Source organism: Thermobacillus sp., assembly GCF_003390775.1.
In the GTDB taxonomy this organism is placed as follows: domain Bacteria; phylum Bacillota; class Bacilli; order Paenibacillales; family Paenibacillaceae; genus Thermobacillus; species Thermobacillus xylanilyticus.
Map to the genome: position 1 here is coordinate 1 of NZ_QEWA01000052.1, position 17,061 is coordinate 17,061.

The window sequence follows — 17,061 nt, forward strand, 5'->3', positions numbered from 1 at the left end:
CGAACATGGAGTCGTCGACGATGAAGACGGTGTCCCGATTGGACGACGTAAGCACGTTCACCTTCTGCACCGTCGCGACGCTGAGCGACGTCAGAAAACGACGCCAGGCAAAGCCTGCATGGTTGAGGAAACGATAGACGGCATCCTTGCCGGGAAATGCGTCGCCCTTGCTGCTCTCGAGCAGTCGGAACCAATTCTTCTGGTGAAACAGCAGAACGAAGACGAGTTGGAACAGCCGCGCACAGCTAAAGCCGAATCGCTTACGGAACCCGGCTTGCTGAAGATGTTTCAGCACTTTCAGTTCTTGAAAAGCAGGCTTTAATTCGTTTGGCAGTTGATTCAGGTCGGGCTGATGGTCTATCATGATGGAAGACACCTCTTCTGTCTGGTAGTGGAAGTCGTCACTCTCACTTTACCAAACGAAGCGGTGTTTTTCTATTTTGGCAAGCTGGCTATTCAACAGACCCTAAGCCCGCTCCACAATTGGTTTTACATTGATTTTCTAGGTGCGAAAGTTGAGTTGATAAGACAAGTATATTGTAACAGGCCGGGAACGGCAAACGGATGAAGGGCCTGTCCAAACCTTAAAAAATTTTAACTGCAAGGGAAGCTGCGTGCATCGCGGAGAATACGCGCACGAAAAAAGCGGCGCAGTTCCGGTTGTCCGGAATCCGCGCCGCTCGGCGTTTCTGAATGGTGCTGAAGAAGGGACTCGAACCCCCGACCCGCGCATTACGAATGCGCTGCTCTACCAGCTGAGCTACTTCAGCGTGTACCGCCTTTGCTTCAGGCGACTCTTATAGAATATCAGGGTTCGACCCGCGTGTCAACTCTCCGGCGAAAATTTTTTTGCATCCGGGCGGACGGCCGGAAAACCCGAGGCTGCGGCTGCGCAAGCAAGTGCGAGTGTTGACGATTCACCGTATATTGCCGTATATTGTCCGGCCTGCGGGGATAGGATGTCAATAAGGCAAGCGGCGAAGGAGTGGTCTGGCAGTGAAGCGGGATGACCCGGACGGAAATGTGCTGACGGGACTGGCGATCGGCGCGCTGTTGTCCGTGCCGGTCTGGATGGCGGTGTGGCTGCTGGTCAGATATTGGCTCGGTTGAACGGCAAAACCCGGCGTTGGCCGGGTTTTTTTATCGGGGCGACTGTTCTTGAACGTTGCGGAAAACCGGTGAGGCTCCGGGTTCCGGATGCGGATTGCGGGCGTATAATGCATCAAACCATGCGAATACGCCAACTGCAAGGGGGAGGCCGCACCATGCCGATCATTCCGAATTTCCCGCTCCAGCTGCTCGCGGAGCATCGGGCGTGGCATCATGCGCGGATGTCCGTCGATCCGGCGAATCCGCCGCCGGGGTTCGGAGCCGATTTCCTTGAATTTCATCGTCAGTTCATCCGGCGCGCGCTGGACTGGTACCGGCGGCAGGGGCTGGACGAGCGGCTCGTGCAGCCGTGGAGCGTTCCGCCCGAGCCGATTCGCGCATCGGCTTGTTATGACCGTGCGGCGGAGGCGCGCATCCTCCGGATGCCCTGGTCGTTCGCGACGGCCGACGAACTCGGCCTGTTCATCGAGACGCTGCACAATTGCATCCATCAACAGTCGGCGCTGCTCTACGGGGAGCCCGATCTGAACGATCTCGACGTCGCGCCGCGGAGCACGGTGTTCTACCAGATCCACGGCATGATCGACAACTGGTACTGGGCCTGGGAGGCCGCGCACGGGATCAGGAACGATCCGGTGCGGATAAACGCTGCAGGCGGCGGAACACGTCGAGATAGTAAGACGGTTCGCGGGGGACGAAAAGGTCCGGCGTCACGCGTTCGACGGCCGGGCGCAGCTCCCGGCCGCCTGCGCCGGGCACGCGGCCTTCGGCTGTCAGTTCGGGGAGCCTCCCTTCGAACAGCGCGATCAGACTGTCGGCGTCCGCTTCATAGATGCCGGCCGTCTCTTCGATCTGCAGACGAAACGAATCGAGGGGTGCGTCGGACAGCGCGCCGTAGACGCGGCTGATCTCGCGGTCGATGAACGGGACGCCGCGGGCTATGCCTTCGCGCACCGACCGGTGCTCGAACAGGAACGTCAGCTTCTCGAACGGGATGTCAAGGCCGATCTCCTCGCGAATTTCGCGCGCGGCGTCGCGATGCGTTTCTCCGGCGGCCAGATGGCCGGCGACGGTGATGTCGAAGCAATCCGGGAAGGTGTCCTTCCCGGACGCTCGCCGCTGGAAGCGGACCATCAGCCCGCCGTCCGCGGGCCTGGCCAGCCAGCAGTGAAACGAGCGGTGCCAATGGCCCCGCGCATGCACTTCGCTGCGCGCGGCGGTGCCGATCGGACGCATCGCTTCGTCGAAAATGTCAAACCATTCTTCGTCGCTCAAGGTTGCGGCCCCCGATCATGATCGTTTGTGTTTCGCTCAAGTCCACTTGGCCGCCCACAGTTTCATCTGCTTGATGATCGGATGCAAGTCTTCGCCCTTGGGCGTCAGCTTGTACTCGACCGTGACGGGCACCGTCGGATAGACATGGCGCTCAAGGACGCCCTTCGCCTCGAGATGGCGGAGGGTGCTGGTCAGCGCGCGCGGGCTGACGTGGGGGATGGCGCGCTGCAGCTCGCCGAACCGCTTCTTCCCGCCGAACAGTTCGCGCAGGACGAGGAAGGCCCATTTGCCGCCGAGCACTTCCAATGTTTTCTCGATGTTGCATTCGATGTGGACGGGATTTTTCGGTACATAGTTCCGGCTGCTCTGCATGACGTAGGCTCACCTCACCCGGGATATGAATGGACGCTATAACGCGTATAGTAGATATCGTGCGTATAATATAATGAAAAACATTTCACTTCTTACCATGATATATGAACTGTTCTAGAATGGGAAGGGGACGGCGGTGCTGGTGCCGCCGCCCGAGACGGAATACCAGGAGGAGATGCGGCATGAAATACCGGAGACTGGGACGGACGGGCCTCAAGGTAAGCGAAATCAGTCTGGGCAGCTGGCTGACCTACGGCGGATACGTCGAACGGGAAAACGCGGTCCAATCGATACGGAAGGCATATGATCTCGGCATCAACTTCTTCGACACCGCGAACGTGTATGAGCGGGGCGCGGCGGAGGAACTGATGGGCGCCGTGCTGCGCGAGTATCCGCGCGAGTCGTACGTGCTGGCGACGAAGGTGTTCTGGCCGATGGGCGACGGGCCGAACGACCGCGGGCTGTCGCGGAAGCACATCATGGAGCAGGCGCACGCGAGCCTGAAGCGGCTGGGGGCTGATTATGTCGATATTTACTATTGCCATCGCCATGATCCCGAGACGCCGCTCGACGAGACGCTGCGCGCGATGGACGACCTCGTGCGCCAGGGCAAGGTGCTCTATGTCGGCGTCAGCGAGTGGACGGCGGCGCAAATGGCGGAAGCGCTGGCCATCGCCGACAAGTATCTGCTCGACCGGATCGTCGTCAACCAGCCGGTGTACAACATGTTCAACCGTTACATCGAGCCGGAGATCATTCCGCTCGGCGAACGCTGCGGCATCGGACAAGTCGTGTTCTCGCCGCTGGCGCAGGGGCTGCTGACGGGCAAATATACGTCGGTGGACAGCATCCCGGCGGACAGCCGCGCGGCACGGCTGGACTGGGTGAAGAAAGGGATCACCGAGGAGAAGATCGCGAAGGTCCGCAAGCTGTCGGAAGTGGCGGCCGAGCTCGGCATCACGGTCGGCCAGCTCGCGCTGGCGTGGATTCTCCGCCAGCCGAACGTGGCGAGCGCCCTGGTCGGCGCAAGCCGTCCGGAGCAGGTCGAGGAGAACGCGAAGGCATCCGGCATCGAGCTTTCCGCCGACGTGCTGGAGCGGATCGAGGAGATTTTGAAGTAAGAATTGCAGGATAAAGAGAAGGCCGATGCGTACGCGGGGCAGTCCGCGGGGGCGCATCGGCCTTCGTTGTGCAAGGGAGCGGATCAGGTGCAGATTTGCGCTATATGGCGGCTTATCCATCTGATCCGGGGTGATGAGGTGCATTTTTGCACTACGCGCCATATTGGGGGATGCGAGGGCCGGACGAAGCGGTGCATCCGGTCCGAGACGCCTCCTGCCGGCCTTCCTCGATGATCCGCTTCGCCCGCTCGATCTCCCGCTGCGTCGGCTCCTGCACGCCTTCGAGCGTGTACGGGATGCCGAGCTGCTGCCATTTGTACACGCCCATCCGGTGGTAAGGCAGCAGTTCGAGCTTGTCGACGCCGCGCAGCGTGCCGATGAAGCGGCCGAGCGCCAGCAGGTCCTCACGGCGGTCGGTGACGCCGGGAATGAGCACGTGGCGGATCCACATCCGCCGGCCGGTGTCGGACAGGTGGCGGGCGAACCGGAGAATGCGTTCGTTCGGCTGCGTCGTCAGATCTTCGTGCCGCGCGGCATCCATCATTTTCAGGTCGAGCAGCACGAGGTCGGCCGCGTCCAGCAGGCCGCAGGCTTCGGCGTGCGCCGGCTCGCAGAAACCGGAGCTGTCGATGGCGGTGTGCAGGCCGTACCTGTGCTTCGCTGCGCGCAGCAGCGCGGCGACGAACGGCGCCTGCAGCGTCGGCTCGCCGCCCGATATCGTGATGCCGCCGCCCGACTGCCGGTAGTAGTCCAGGTAGGGCTCGATCTCGGCGAGCACGGCTTCGACATCCATTTCACGGCCGGCGGACGTGTCCCAGGTGTCGGGGTTGTGGCAGTACCGGCAGCGCAGCGCGCAGCCTTGAAGGAAGAGGACGAACCGGATGCCCGGTCCGTCCATCGTGCCGAAGGTCTCGATCGAATGAACGCGTCCGGTTGCCGCGGTGTCGAGTCTGTCGTGGTGCCGCATGTTTGTTCCCCTCCATTCGATCGTGCCGGCCTTCGTCCGCCGAAGCCCATACCGTCCCGCTACATCGATTCGTGGAACGTCCGGCTGATCACCTCGAGCTGCTGTTCGCGCGTCAGCTTGATGAAGTTGACGGCGTAGCCCGAGACGCGCACGGTGAGCTGCGGATATTTTTCGGGATGCTCCATCGCGTCGAGCAGCGTCGACCGGTCGAACACGTTCACGTTCAGGTGATGGCCGCCCTGCGTCATGTAGCCGTCCAGCAGCGAGGCGAGGTTGGCGATCCGGCTGTTCAGGTCGCGGCCGAGCGCCTTCCCGACGATCGAGAACGTGTTCGAAATGCCGTCCAGCGATTCGGTGTAGGGCAGCTTCGCCACGCTTGCGAGCGACGCCAGCGCGCCCTTCCGGTCGCGGCCGTGCATCGGGTTCGCGCCCGGCGCGAACGGTTCGCCCGCCCGGCGTCCGTCGGGCGTCGAGCCGGTCTTCTTGCCGTAGACGACGTTCGACGTGATCGTCAGCACCGACTGCGTCGGAATCGCGCCGCGGTAGGCTTTGTGCTTGCGCAGCTTCGCCATGAACGACGTGACGATCTCCACCGCCAGGTCGTCGACCCGCGGGTCGTTGTTGCCGTATTGCGGGTAATCGCCCTCGATGCGGAAGTCAATCGCGATCCCTTGTTCGTTGCGGATCGGGTACACCTTGGCGTGCTTGATCGCGCTCAGGCTGTCGGCGACGACCGACAATCCCGCGATGCCGCAGGCCATCGTGCGGATGATGTCGCGGTCGTGCAGCGCGAACTCGAGCCGCTCGTAGCAATATTTGTCGTGCATGTAGTGGATGACGTTCAGCGTGTTCATGTAGAGCTCGGCAAGCCATTCGAGCACGCGGTCGTAGCGCTCGCGGACTTCGTCATAGTCCAGCGTGTCCGCCGTGATCGGCGCTTCCTTCGGGCCGACCTGGATGCCGAGCTTCTCGTCGACGCCGCCGTTGATCGCGTAGAGCAGCGCCTTCGCCAGGTTCGCCCGGGCGCCGAAGAACTGCATCTGCTTGCCGATCCGCATGGCCGACACGCAGCAGGCGATGCCGTAGTCGTCGCCGTAGATCGGGCGCATCAGATCGTCGTTCTCGTACTGCACCGAGCTCGTCTCGATCGACACCTTCGCGCAGTAGTTCTTGAACGCCTGCGGCAGCCGCGTCGACCAGAGCACGGTCAGGTTCGGTTCGGGCGCGGGGCCGAGGTTGTACAGTGTGTGCAGAATCCGGAAGCTGTTCTTCGTCACGAGCGTGCGGCCGTCTTCGGCCATGCCGCCGATCGACTCGGTCACCCAGGTCGGGTCGCCGCTGAACAGCTCGTTGTACTCCGGCGTGCGCAGGAACTTCACGATCCTAAGCTTCATGACGAAATGGTCCATCAGCTCCTGCGCCTCGGTCTCGGTCAGCGTCCCCTCGGCGAAGTCGCGCTCGAAGTAGATATCGAGGAACGTCGAGACGCGGCCGAGGCTCATGGCGGCGCCGTTCTGCTCCTTGATCGCGCCGAGATAGGCGAAGTACAGCCATTGCACCGCTTCGCGGGCGTTCGCTGCGGGCCGCGAAATGTCGAAGCCGTACGACAGCGCCATCCGCTTCAGTTCTTCGAGCGCACGGATCTGTTCGGCGTGCTCCTCGCGGGCGCGGATGACCTCCTCCGTCATCGGCCCCTTCTCCATGGTTGCGAGGTCGGCTTTCTTCGCCTCGATCAGCCGGTCGACGCCGTACAGCGGCACGCGCCGGTAGTCGCCGATGATGCGGCCGCGGCCGTAGGCGTCCGGCAGGCCGGTGATGATGCCCGCTTTGCGCGCCGCGCGCATCTCCGGCGTGTAGGCGTCGAATACGCCCTGGTTGTGCGTCTTGCGGATTTCCGTGAACAGCCGGACGATCTCCTGCGGCAGTTCATAGCCGTAGGCCTTGCATGCATCCTGCACCATGCGGATGCCGCCGAACGGCATGATCGCCCGCCGGAACGGAGCGTCCGTCTGCACGCCGACGATTTTCTCGAGCTTGCGGTCGAGGTAGCCCGGTCCGTGCGAGGTGATGGCGGACGGGGTGTTCACGTCGACGTCCCAGACGCCGCCGCGTTCCCGCTCTTCCCGGGAGAGCCGGCTGACAATCTCCCACAGCCGGGTCGTCGCTTCGGTCGGCCCCGCGAGGAACCGCTCGTCTCCTTCGTAGGGGGTCACGTTGCGCAGAATGAAGTCGCGCACGTCGATTTCTTCCATCCACCGGCCGGATTGAAAACCGCGCCAGCAGTCCGGTACGCCTTCGGTTCGGGGTTGTTTCACAGCAGTGGTCATGACACCTGCTCCCTCCCTCTAACGCTTCGTGCAGGGGCCGCGGACAGCGGCACGCTGCTTTCATCTGAAATGGTACCAGCCTTTGGACGGGAAGTATGTGAATTTAATCACAAACATCGATGTTTTATATCCTTGTTTTTTACGCTTTTGTCCGGTGCGGTCTTGCCGGCGCATCGGCCTCAGATGCTGCAAATCTCCTTCGGGCAAGCCGGACATTCGGGACAGCCGGCCATCTGCCGCAGCTTGTCGAGCTGCAGCACGCGCAGCCTGCCGCCGGGCGCCATGTCGATGACGCCTTCGTTCTTCAGCGTGTTCAGCATCCGGTTGATGCTCTCGCGTGTCGTCCCGACCAGTTCGGCCAGCTCCGTGTTTGTCAGCTTCAGCCGGATGAGGATGCCGTCCGGCTGCGCGACGCCGAAGCTGTTCGTCAGGCGGATCAGCGTCGAGGCGAGGGCTCCCGGCTTGCCGAGCATGATGAGATCGCACAGCTTCGATTCGCTCCTGCGGCGCAGCATGCTCATCCACATCGCGAACCGGAACGCCAGCTCGCCGTCTTTGCCGAGCAGCAGTTCCAGGTCCGGCAGCGGAATGATGCCGGCTTCGACATCGTCCATCGCCTGGCCGCTGTTGCGGTGATTCGGATCCCAGGCATCGAAATCGACGAGGAAATCGCCCGGCTTCAGAATCGACAGCAAAAGGTCGCGGCCGTCGTCGGTCGTGCGGCGCAGCTTGACGTGGCCTTTGCGGATGTAATAGACGGCTTCGGCGGGTTCTCCTTCCCAGAACAGGTAGGCGCCCGCTTCGTAGCGCCGGATGTGCATGATCGATTCCAGTTCTTTGAATTGGCGTTCCGTAAACGGGCTGTCTCCCTGCTCCCGCCTGCAGACGGCGCTTTGTCCCAATGGAGCGGATGCGGTCATCTGTCTGTTCGTCATGTCGGTTCGCCTCCTCATGCATCCTGCTTATCCCAAGCATACAAGGTTTTCGGGGCGGGCGTAATCGGGGAATCGACGGAATTTCGGCGCAGACAAACCGGATTTGGATGATGATGAAAATCACAGACTCGGGCCGCAAAATCGCGTATGCTGGCTGTATCGGCGCAGTTCGGGGAGAGCGCCCCGAGAGTGGCATCAGGGAATTCCCCGAGTGCGGTTTGGATTTGCGGATTTCATCAGTGAACTGACAGCATAGAGACCACACCCAAGATCGGACCGGCATGCGGCAGGAAGGTGGGAGGAAAATGGAGAACGCCAAGGAAGCGATTTTGCGCGAAGTGAAGAAGCTGCGCCGCGAGACCGAAAGCGATTTCGCCGGACTCGGGCTGCTGGACCCGGCCAGCCGGCGCGTGACATGGCGGGTCGTGGTCGGCAGCGTCAGCAGCCGGACGCCGAACATGACGCAGCGGCCGAGCGTCGGGCTGCTCGGCCTGGCGATCCGCTCCGGCACGCCGGTCTGCTTCGATCCGAGCCGTCCCGGCTCGGAGCGGGCGCGGATCGAAGACCCGATCCTGCTCGCCGAAGGCCTGGCCGCCGCCGTATTTCTGCCCGTCAGGACCGGATGCGACATCTCCGGCGTCATGCTGCTCGGCAGGCGGCTGACGAAGGATTACGACGACGCGGAAATCGGCCGGGCGGTGCGCGGCATCAAGGCGCTCGGCGCGCGGGAGGAATGGTGGCGGGAGCTGTCGCTGGAGGCGGTAAGCTGGCCGAAAAGGTAGCGGTCATTGCGGTTTTTTTGTCCCTTCTGCTACAATTCGGGTAATATCCGCGGAAGACGGAGGAATCGTAAGATGGTGAAGCTGCTCCTGTGCGACGATCATGCGGTGGTCCGCTCGGGACTTCGCATGCTGCTCGACGGCAGGCACGGCATCGAAGTGGTCGGCGAGGCGTCGGAAGGGGGCGAAGCGATCCGGATGGCGCTGGAGCTGAAGCCCGATGTCGTCCTGATGGACGTCAGCATGCCGCACGGCATGGACGGCCTGGCCGCGACCGCGGAGCTCAAGCAGCGGCTGCCGGAGACGAACATTCTCATCCTGACGATGCATGACGACGACGAGTATTTGTTCCGGGCCATCCAGATCGGCGCGTCGGGCTACATTCTGAAGAACGCTCCGCACGAGGAGCTGGTGTCCGCCATCCGGTCGGTAGCGGCCGGGGACGCCTATCTGTACCCGACGGCGACGAAGCGGCTGATGAGCGAATATTTGAACCGGCTGAAGTCGGGCGCCGAGCCGCCGGACGCCTACGACACGCTGTCGGAGCGGGAGAAGGAGGTTCTCGGCTGGATTGCGCGGGGGTATTCGAACAAGGAAATCGCCGACAATCTGATCATCAGCGTCAAGACGGTCGAGACGCACAAGGCGAACCTGATGGAGAAGCTGGGGCTCAAGACGCGGCCCGAGCTGATCAAATTCGCGGTCAAGAAAGGATTGTTGAACTTTGAATAATGCCGTCGGCGCAAAGCTGGGCAAGCAGGAAGCGGAGGCTGCCGTGCGCCTGCTGCACGAGATCGAGACGCTCATCGCGGACGAGGAACTGCGCAGGCAGCTCAAGACGGCGCTCAAGCAGCTCGCGGACGTGAAATTCGCCCTCGATGAATCGTCGATCGTGGCGATTACGGACGCGAAAGGCATCATCCAGTACGTGAACGACAAGTTCGTCGAGATTTCCAAATACAGCCGCGAGGAGCTGATCGGGCAGGATCACCGGATCGTCAATTCCGGCTATCATGACAAGGCGTTCATGCGCGACCTGTGGCGGACGATCTCGCGGGGGGAAGTCTGGCGCGGCGACATCCGCAACCGGGCGAAGGACGGCACCTACTACTGGGTGAACACGACGATCGTGCCGTTCCTGGACGAAAACGGGCGCCCGTATCAGTATCTGTCCATCCGCAACGAAGTGACGAAGCTGAAGCAGGTGGAGCAGGAACTGAAGACGATGATGACCCGCGTCATCGAGGTGCAGGAGGAAGAGCGGAAGCGGATCTCGCGCGAACTGCACGACGGGGTCGGCCAAAGCCTGTTCTCGCTGCTCATCCGCATCGACCGGCTGCTGGACGACCACCCGGAGATGGCCGAGCTGCGCAGCCTGCGCCGGGACGTGGCGGACGTGATGGAAGACATCCGCAGCATGTCCCGGGAGCTTCGGCCGTCGGTGCTGGACGATCTCGGCGTCGGCCCGGCCGTCCGCACCTATGTCGAGAACTATTCGGCGCATTACGGCATCGACGTGCGGCTCGCGATCGAGCTGCGCGGCCGGCCGGCCATCGCGGCGGAAACGACGATCTACCGCGTCGTGCAAGAAGCGCTGACGAACATTGCAAAATACGCCGACGTCGACGAGTGCGAAGTGACGATCAAGGAAACGGACGATAAGGTCGAGACGATCGTGCGGGATGAAGGCGCGGGCTTCGATCCGTCCGTCAGCCGGACCGGCGTCGGCCTGTTCTCGATGGAAGAGCGGGCGCGCGCCGTCGGCGGATCGCTTGTCATCCGGTCCGCGCCGGACAAGGGGACCGAGGTGCGGCTCATCGTACCGAAGGAACCGGCCGCCCCGCGGTGACGCACGGCAAAGAAACGGCCTTCCCGGCTTCACCTGGAGTCGGGAAGGCCGTATTCATCGAGCCGCCGTCAGACCGTGCGGACGCGGGCGTCCGGAGCAGCGGCGGGAGCGCCGGTCTGGCCGGCGAAGGCGCGCAGCATCCAGGCGTGCTTGTCCAGGCTTGTCCGGATGCCGGTGAGCAGATCGGCGGTCGATGCGTCGCCTTCCTGCTCCGCCGCGCGGATCCCATCGGCCAGCTCGGCGGAGATCATCCGGAAGTCCTCCGCGATCGTCAGCACCATCGCGTTCGCATCCTCGGTGCCGGATGCTTCCCGAATGGCGGACAGCTTCAGGTATTCCGCCATGCGGGAGACCGGCCGGCCTCCCAGCGCAAGCAGCCGTTCGGCCAGTTCGTCGACGTATCCGGCCGCTTCATTGTACAGTTCTTCAAACTTTGCGTGCAGCGTGTAGAATGAAGCGCCTTTCACATACCAATGATAATGGTGAAGCTTGACGTAGAGCACGCTGAAATTGGCGATTTGACGGTTAAGGATTTCATGAATGGACGCCATGTCGAATCTCCTCCTTCGCAGTTCTGGAATCGTGCGCGTTCCGCGGCGGGCATCGTGTGCTTCGTTCCCGCGTTAGGTTGCGCCAATTCCGCGGGATTATGCCGTTTGCAGAGACGGACAACAAAGTTTGTATCAATTTTTAATTTAGAATTATTATAAATAAGAAAAAGACGCTTGTCAAACCCTGTCGGCTCCCGGTTTGAAAAAGCCAGAAATCGAAAGATATCGGGAGCATTCGCGGGCAGGGACGTGGGCGTCGCTGATTATTGACCGTGACAGCCGATTTTCGTTACAATAGTGAAACACAAACGCTTGCAGTGCCGGGTTTTGTCCGTATCGTGCGCTTTTCGCTGCGGTTTGCCGCCATCATTTTCATGAAGGAGGAGGAGAACGGGATGTATGTCATGAAGGATTCGGAATACATGTTCGTCTTCACGGGTCCGGACGGATCGGGACGGAAGACTGTCGCCGACGCGGTTGCGCAGACGCTGGGCATCCGCAAGGTGCCCGGGTACGCCACCCGCAAGCCGCGCCCGGGCGAAGTTGACGGCGTCGACTATCACTTTATCTCGCGGACGCTGTACGACCAGCTCGAAGAAGACGGCGAATTCCTCGAAAGCATCGAGCTCAGGGGCAACAAGTACGGGATTCGCGACAAGGATGTCGCCCGGGCGTTCGAGAAGAGCGGATCGGTCTACCTGATTCTGAATCGTGAAGGTGCGGACATTCTGAAAGAGAAGTACGGCGATCACTGCATCCGGCTGTTCATCTATGCTGACCGCCGCACGGTGGAGGAACGGCAGCGCGCGCTCGGATTGCCGGACGACGTCATCCAGGAGCATCTGAGCCGCTACGAATACGACATGGAATATCAATCGCAATGCGAGCATGCCTTCGAGAATTACGATCTCGCACATACGGTGTTCGATATTACCAATACGCTCGAGAAGTATTTGAACCGGGGACTGGTGGACAAAGACTGACCGTTCCCGATTCACAAGCGAAGACCGCCGTCCGCTGTGCCAGCGGTTCGGCGGTCTTGTTTCAGAATCCCTGCTGCTGAGGGAAATAGCTGCCCGCGCCCGCGGCCGTATAGGACAAGCCGGCCGCCGGGACGGCGTTCGTCACGGCATATTCCAGCTGGCGGCAGAGGCTCGAAGCCTGCTGCAGCTGTTCCAGGGCCGTCTGATGGCCTTGCAGCGCGGTCTGGATAATCTGAACCGCCTGACGCTCCCGCTGCGCAAGCTGTTCAAGCATGGCGACGTTCTGCTGCTCCTGCTGAAGCATCTGCTGGTACTTCTGCGTCGATTGCTGCGTCTGCTGAATCAGCTGCGAGAGCAGCTGCTCGCAATGCCGGATCTGCAGGGCAGCGTTCGGGACATCATTGTGATACATCGCGATACCTCCTGGTCAACGGAATCGGAGCCGGGCGCAGGATGTCCGTGCACGCTGCTCCGCGATTAGGATGGCGGACCGGGGGCAATTTATACACCATGGGCATGATGAACAGGGAGGCGCAGAAAGTGGCGGAATGGCGGTTCGTTTTTCGCATTGATTATCTGAACGTGGCCGGGGAAGAACGCAATCTGAAAGGAACGCTGTACACGGACGGCAAGCCGCCGACGCCGGAAGATATCCTGGGGTTCCTCCGGCAGAGCGGATTCGACGTGAAGGTCCGCGACCGCGAGCATCTCGTGTTCTACCGGGAAGGGGAAAACCCGCTTGAGATCCGGATCGTGAAGATCGGCAATGAAGAGCGGGAGCACGACGACGCCGCGCTGAAGGCCATTCTCGAGCAGTTCCGCAAGCGAGATCCCGCCATCGGCGGGTGACGCGCGGCCGCGGCGCCGCATGCCGGCCCGGCTTCAGCCCGCGATGATCTTGATCATGTACGTGCGGGTCCGGGGGCCGTCGAATTCGCAGAAATAGATGCCCTGCCACCGGCCGAGCAGCAGCCTCCCGCCGGAAATGATCACGGTCTGCGAAGCGCCGGCGGTGATCGTCTTCAGATGGGAGGCGGTGTTGCCCTCCATGTGCCGGTAGCCCGGATGCTGCCAGGGATACACTTCGTCCAGGCGGAGCAGCACGTCGTGCCGGACGTCGGGATCGGCGTTCTCCTGAATGGTGATGCCGGCCGTCGTATGGGGCGAGTAGATGACGGCGATGCCGTCCGTGACGCCGGAACGCTTGACCGCGGCCTGGACCTGACGGGTGATGTCGATCATTTCGTCGCGTCTCGACGTGTGGAGCGTTTCGGTCGTGAGCATCGGGCTTCGTCTCCTTCTGCAATGTCGGGTCAGCCTCATTGTGCACGGGCGGGCGGCCGGTTGTCAATGCGGGACAAGCCGCGGGAGCTTGTCATCCATATACATAAGGAAAGGGGAGGTCGCCGTTGACCAGAACCCGCATCCGCAAGGCGGTCCTTCCGGCGGGAGGACTCGGCACGCGATTCCTGCCGGCGACGAAGGCGCAGCCGAAGGAAATGCTGCCGCTGATCGACAAGCCGGCGATCCAGTATATTGTCGAAGAAGCGGTGAAGTCCGGCATCGAGAGCATCATGATCGTCACGGGCCGGAACAAGCGGGCGATCGAGGACCATTTCGACAAATCGGTCGAGCTGGAGATGGCGCTGGAGGCGAAGGGCGACGGGGAAATGCTGGACATCGTCCGCGGCATTTCGAATCTGGCGGAGATCTATTACATCCGGCAGAAGGAGCCGCTCGGGCTCGGGCACGCCGTCCTCAGTGCGCGGCATTTCGTCGAGAACGAGCCGTTCGCGGTGCTGCTCGGCGACGATATTCTCGTCTCGGATCCGCCGTGCCTCCGGTCGATGATCGACGTGTACGAGCAGACCGGCTCGTCCGTCGTCGCCGTCATGCAGGTGCCGTGGGAGGAGACGGAGAAATACGGCATCGCCGATTTCGATGCCGAATCCGGCGACCATCGCATCCGCAGTCTGGTCGAGAAGCCGCCGCGTGGCGAGGCGCCTTCCAACTGGGCGGTCGTCGGGCGGTATATTTTCACGCAGGACATCTTCCGCTATCTGGAGAAGGCCGCGCCCGGCCGCGGGGGCGAGATTCAGCTGACGGACAGCATGCAGCAGTTGAACGCGGAGTCGCCGATGATCGCCTATCCGTTCCGCGGCCGGCGGTACGACATCGGCGACAAATTCGGCTTCGTGCAGGCGACCGTCGATCTGGCGCTCGATCGGCCGGATCTGGCGCAGCGGGTCAGGGCGTATTTGCGGCAGCGGCTCGGCGCGGACGAATCTATGTAAGCGGCCGGCGGGGCGATTGCCCGGCATGCGGCCGATTGAGCCGCCGGCAACCGCCCGCCGCGAGGCGTCAGAAGAACCGGCTCAATTCCAGCGAGATGAAGCTGCCCGGCTGAACCGGTGTGTTCAGGAGACCGGGCGGGATAACACGGCCGTTCAGCCGGACGGTCGTCCGGATGTTGCTGCCGGGTCCGGTAAAGACGCCGCCGACCGACACGATCTGGCCGCCAAGGCCGAACTGCACCACTCCCGTCGAGGTGAGCGCCTGGCGCACCGTCAGCCCGAAGCGGTGCGGGATGTTGTAGGACCGCGTCAGCCACGGGAATTGCCGGCCGCCGTTGATGAATACGGTGACGAACCGAGCCGGGCCGGGGAACGGCGGGAACGGGCCTGGTCCGGGGGATGGCGGAAACGGACCCGGGCCGGGGAACGGCGGAAACGGACCCGGGCCGGGGAACGGCGGAAACGGACCGGGACCGAAGCCGGGACCGAAGCCGGGACCAAATCCGGGGCCGATTTGCTGTCCGGGCGCCTGCCCGGGCCCTTGCTGCCCCGGAGCCGGAGGAGCCGGGAAAGCGCGCAGCGAACCGCAGCCGCATCCGGCGCTTACGTGTGGGTTGGCATGCTGAACTCCCATTTGTCGATTGCTCCTTCGTGTAAGATTGGGCTTTCGGGATATCGTATGCGGCACATGCCCATCCGGTGTATGTCGACACACGCGTCCGCGGGCAGGCGCATATGCCGGCTCATGCGCGGCTCTTGCGCGTCCGGGCGGTTGGCGTACAATGGAAGAAGCGAAGTTTGACAGGCGGCAGACGGAATGCCGCCCTTGTCGTTACAGGGGGAACGAATGTGAGCGGCACATTGGAACTGCTCCTGAAGGAGCGAATCGTGGCGATCGTCCGCGGACTGGAAGGCGAGGCGGCCGATCGGGCGGCCGAAGCGCTGGTGGGCGGCGGCATCCGGCTGGTGGAAGTGACAATGAACACGCCGGGCGCGCTGAAGACGATCGCCGGATGGCGGGAGAAGTTTGACGGGCGGGCGGCGATCGGAGCGGGCACCGTGCTCGACCTGCAGATGGCGAAGGAAGCGGCGGCGGCCGGTGCCATGTATCTGATCTCGCCGAATCTGGACGAAGAGGTGATCGCCTTCGGCGCGGAGCGGGGGCTGTCCGTCTGGCCGGGGGTCATGACGCCGACCGAGATCGTGCGTGCGTGGAAGGCGGGCGCCGAGGCGGTGAAGGTGTTCCCGATGGCGTCGCTGGGCGTGGGTTACCTTGCGGAAATCCGCGCGCCGCTTGACCATATCCCGATGATCGCGACGGGCGGCGTCGACCTGACGACAATCCGGTCGTATTTCGAGGCCGGAGCGGCCGCGGTCGGGATCGGGAGCAGGCTGCTGAACCGGGAGTGGATCAAGGCGGGCGATTTCGAACGGCTCACGGACAATGCCCGCCGTTATGTCGAAATTGTCCGGTCGCTGACGTAAAACGGACGTACGCGAAGGGGGAGACGGTCATGGTCGGCTGGGTCATCGGGGCGGCAGCTGCCATCGCGGCGGCGGGAGGCGGCGCATGGATGCTCGGCGCGAAGACGCAGCAGCCGAAGCGGCGGCCGATCGGGGAGCTGCCGCGGGCGCCGTATGAGACGGTCCGGTTCGAGAGCGAAGGCGTGCCGATGGTCGGCTGGCTGATCCGGCCGGATGCGGCCGGCACGGATTCCGGCGGGCCGCTGCCGCTCGTCGTCATCGCGCACGGCTGGGGCTCGAACCGGTCGCGCGTGCTGCGCTACGCGCATCCGCTCGTCGAAGCCGGATACGCCGTCTTCGTGTACGACGCGCGCAGCCACGGCGAGAGCGGCGCGGTCAAGGCGCCGACCGGGCTCATGTTCATGGCCGACATCGAGGCGGCGGTCGCGACGGCGGCGCGGCTGCCCGGCGTCGACGCCTCGCGCATCGCGGTGCTCGGCCATTCGATGGGCGGGCTCGGCGCCCTGCTCGCCTATGCCGGCGGGCTGCCGGTGCGCGCCGTCATCACGGACAACGCGCCGCTCACGATCGAGACGATTCTCCGGTCCGAGCTCAGGCGCAGAAATCTTCCGGTGTTTCCGCTGGCCCGGATCATCCTGCGCGTCTGGCTGCTCCGGGCGGGCGTCCCGTACAGGGAAGTGCGGCGCATCGACATGCCGGCCTGGGTTGCGGCCAACGCCGAAGCGGTCCGCGGCGGAGGCGGAAAGCCGGTGCTCATGATCCATTCCACCGGCGACCCGGTCATTCCGGCGGAAGAGCTGCGCAGCGTCACCGCCAGGGCGCCGGTCGAGCACCGGTTCGTCGACGCGCAGGGACACAGTTGCTCGGAGCAGGACCCCGCGTTCTGGCAGGCCGTGCTGCCTTTCCTGCAGCGGCATCTGGCCGGAGGCGGTCCGCGGCGCTGAAACGGATCGACGGCTGACGGACAAAAAAAGGTCCCGCGGACGATCCGGTTCCATCGCCGCGGGATTCAA

General features: G+C 63.0%; 19 protein-coding genes, 1 tRNA gene and 1 pseudogene. 9 read left to right on the top strand and 12 right to left on the bottom strand.

Annotated features, from left to right (window positions below):
- From C6W55_RS15010 to C6W55_RS15030, 5 genes and pseudogenes are all read right to left on the bottom strand, one after another.
- A pseudogene (locus C6W55_RS15010) lies at positions 1-364 on the bottom strand (IS4 family transposase); the annotation flags it as partial.
- A 330-nt stretch (positions 365-694) separates the two neighbouring features.
- Positions 695-770 (bottom strand) — tRNA-Thr (locus tag C6W55_RS15015).
- A 192-nt stretch (positions 771-962) separates the two neighbouring features.
- Entirely contained in the window at positions 963-1,685 is a 723-nt protein-coding gene (locus C6W55_RS15020) for a hypothetical protein (protein ID WP_286893563.1), read from the bottom strand.
- A gap of 46 nt (positions 1,686-1,731) precedes the next feature.
- A complete protein-coding gene (locus C6W55_RS15025) occupies positions 1,732-2,385 on the bottom strand; it encodes an NUDIX hydrolase (protein ID WP_286893564.1) in 654 nt (217 codons plus the stop codon).
- Positions 2,386-2,421: 36 nt separating this feature from the next.
- Positions 2,422-2,757 (bottom strand): winged helix-turn-helix transcriptional regulator, encoded by a 336-nt coding sequence (locus C6W55_RS15030; RefSeq protein WP_015256045.1) that lies wholly within the window; start codon positions 2,755-2,757, stop codon positions 2,422-2,424.
- A gap of 182 nt (positions 2,758-2,939) precedes the next feature.
- Here C6W55_RS15030 and C6W55_RS15035 point away from each other — a divergent pair, with 182 nt between their 5' ends.
- The gene (locus tag C6W55_RS15035; RefSeq protein ID WP_286893566.1) at positions 2,940-3,878 is read left to right on the top strand and encodes an aldo/keto reductase family protein; all 939 of its coding nucleotides are present in this window, start codon (positions 2,940-2,942) and stop codon (positions 3,876-3,878) included.
- A 151-nt stretch (positions 3,879-4,029) separates the two neighbouring features.
- Here the strand turns inward: C6W55_RS15035 and pflA are convergent, their stop codons facing one another.
- From pflA to C6W55_RS15050, 3 genes are all read right to left on the bottom strand, one after another.
- Complete coding sequence (pflA, locus tag C6W55_RS15040) at positions 4,030-4,845, bottom strand: pyruvate formate-lyase-activating protein (RefSeq protein WP_286893568.1); 816 nt, start codon at positions 4,843-4,845, stop codon at positions 4,030-4,032.
- Between the two features lie 59 nt (positions 4,846-4,904).
- Positions 4,905-7,172, bottom strand: coding sequence for a formate C-acetyltransferase (pflB, locus tag C6W55_RS15045; RefSeq protein WP_286893570.1), 2,268 nt, complete (start codon positions 7,170-7,172; stop codon positions 4,905-4,907).
- Between the two features lie 179 nt (positions 7,173-7,351).
- Entirely contained in the window at positions 7,352-8,107 is a 756-nt protein-coding gene (locus tag C6W55_RS15050) for a Crp/Fnr family transcriptional regulator (protein WP_213484469.1), read from the bottom strand.
- A 305-nt stretch (positions 8,108-8,412) separates the two neighbouring features.
- Here C6W55_RS15050 and C6W55_RS15055 point away from each other — a divergent pair, with 305 nt between their 5' ends.
- The 3 genes from C6W55_RS15055 (at position 8,413) to C6W55_RS15065 (ending at position 10,735) form a co-directional block, all read left to right on the top strand.
- Positions 8,413-8,889: a GAF domain-containing protein gene (locus tag C6W55_RS15055; RefSeq protein ID WP_286893572.1), complete on the top strand. Its 477-nt coding sequence runs from the start codon at positions 8,413-8,415 to the stop codon at positions 8,887-8,889.
- Between the two features lie 72 nt (positions 8,890-8,961).
- The gene (locus C6W55_RS15060; RefSeq protein WP_015256039.1) at positions 8,962-9,618 is read left to right on the top strand and encodes a response regulator transcription factor; all 657 of its coding nucleotides are present in this window, start codon (positions 8,962-8,964) and stop codon (positions 9,616-9,618) included.
- On the top strand, positions 9,611-10,735 hold the full coding sequence (locus C6W55_RS15065; protein WP_286893574.1) for a PAS domain-containing sensor histidine kinase: 1,125 nt from the start codon (positions 9,611-9,613) through the stop codon (positions 10,733-10,735). Before C6W55_RS15060 ends, C6W55_RS15065 begins: the two co-directional genes overlap by 8 nt.
- A gap of 68 nt (positions 10,736-10,803) precedes the next feature.
- Here the strand turns inward: C6W55_RS15065 and C6W55_RS15070 are convergent, their stop codons facing one another.
- Positions 10,804-11,286 (bottom strand): Dps family protein, encoded by a 483-nt coding sequence (locus tag C6W55_RS15070; protein WP_286893576.1) that lies wholly within the window; start codon positions 11,284-11,286, stop codon positions 10,804-10,806.
- Positions 11,287-11,681: 395 nt separating this feature from the next.
- Between C6W55_RS15070 and C6W55_RS15075 the strand changes: the two genes are divergently transcribed.
- The gene (locus tag C6W55_RS15075; protein WP_213484465.1) at positions 11,682-12,269 is read left to right on the top strand and encodes a guanylate kinase; all 588 of its coding nucleotides are present in this window, start codon (positions 11,682-11,684) and stop codon (positions 12,267-12,269) included.
- Positions 12,270-12,330: 61 nt separating this feature from the next.
- On the opposite strand, the gene C6W55_RS15080 is transcribed toward C6W55_RS15075, so the two are convergent.
- The gene (locus tag C6W55_RS15080; protein WP_015256035.1) at positions 12,331-12,681 is read right to left on the bottom strand and encodes a hypothetical protein; all 351 of its coding nucleotides are present in this window, start codon (positions 12,679-12,681) and stop codon (positions 12,331-12,333) included.
- Positions 12,682-12,809: 128 nt separating this feature from the next.
- Here C6W55_RS15080 and C6W55_RS15085 point away from each other — a divergent pair, with 128 nt between their 5' ends.
- Positions 12,810-13,118, top strand: a complete 309-nt coding sequence (locus tag C6W55_RS15085) for a hypothetical protein (RefSeq protein WP_286893580.1) — start codon at positions 12,810-12,812, stop codon at positions 13,116-13,118.
- Positions 13,119-13,151: 33 nt separating this feature from the next.
- On the opposite strand, the gene C6W55_RS15090 is transcribed toward C6W55_RS15085, so the two are convergent.
- Positions 13,152-13,553, bottom strand: a complete 402-nt coding sequence (locus C6W55_RS15090; protein ID WP_213484462.1) for a secondary thiamine-phosphate synthase enzyme YjbQ — start codon at positions 13,551-13,553, stop codon at positions 13,152-13,154.
- 125 nt (positions 13,554-13,678) lie between these two features.
- On the opposite strand from C6W55_RS15090, the gene galU reads away from it, so the two are divergent.
- Positions 13,679-14,563, top strand: coding sequence for a UTP--glucose-1-phosphate uridylyltransferase GalU (galU, locus tag C6W55_RS15095; RefSeq protein ID WP_286893583.1), 885 nt, complete (start codon positions 13,679-13,681; stop codon positions 14,561-14,563).
- Positions 14,564-14,630: 67 nt separating this feature from the next.
- On the opposite strand, the gene C6W55_RS15100 is transcribed toward galU, so the two are convergent.
- Positions 14,631-15,197: a hypothetical protein gene (locus tag C6W55_RS15100; protein WP_286893585.1), complete on the bottom strand. Its 567-nt coding sequence runs from the start codon at positions 15,195-15,197 to the stop codon at positions 14,631-14,633.
- Between the two features lie 215 nt (positions 15,198-15,412).
- Here C6W55_RS15100 and C6W55_RS15105 point away from each other — a divergent pair, with 215 nt between their 5' ends.
- A complete protein-coding gene (locus C6W55_RS15105; RefSeq protein WP_286893587.1) occupies positions 15,413-16,048 on the top strand; it encodes a bifunctional 4-hydroxy-2-oxoglutarate aldolase/2-dehydro-3-deoxy-phosphogluconate aldolase in 636 nt (211 codons plus the stop codon).
- A 29-nt stretch (positions 16,049-16,077) separates the two neighbouring features.
- Positions 16,078-16,992, top strand: a complete 915-nt coding sequence (locus C6W55_RS15110; protein ID WP_286893589.1) for an alpha/beta hydrolase — start codon at positions 16,078-16,080, stop codon at positions 16,990-16,992.
- The last annotated feature ends 69 nt before the right edge of the window (positions 16,993-17,061 follow it).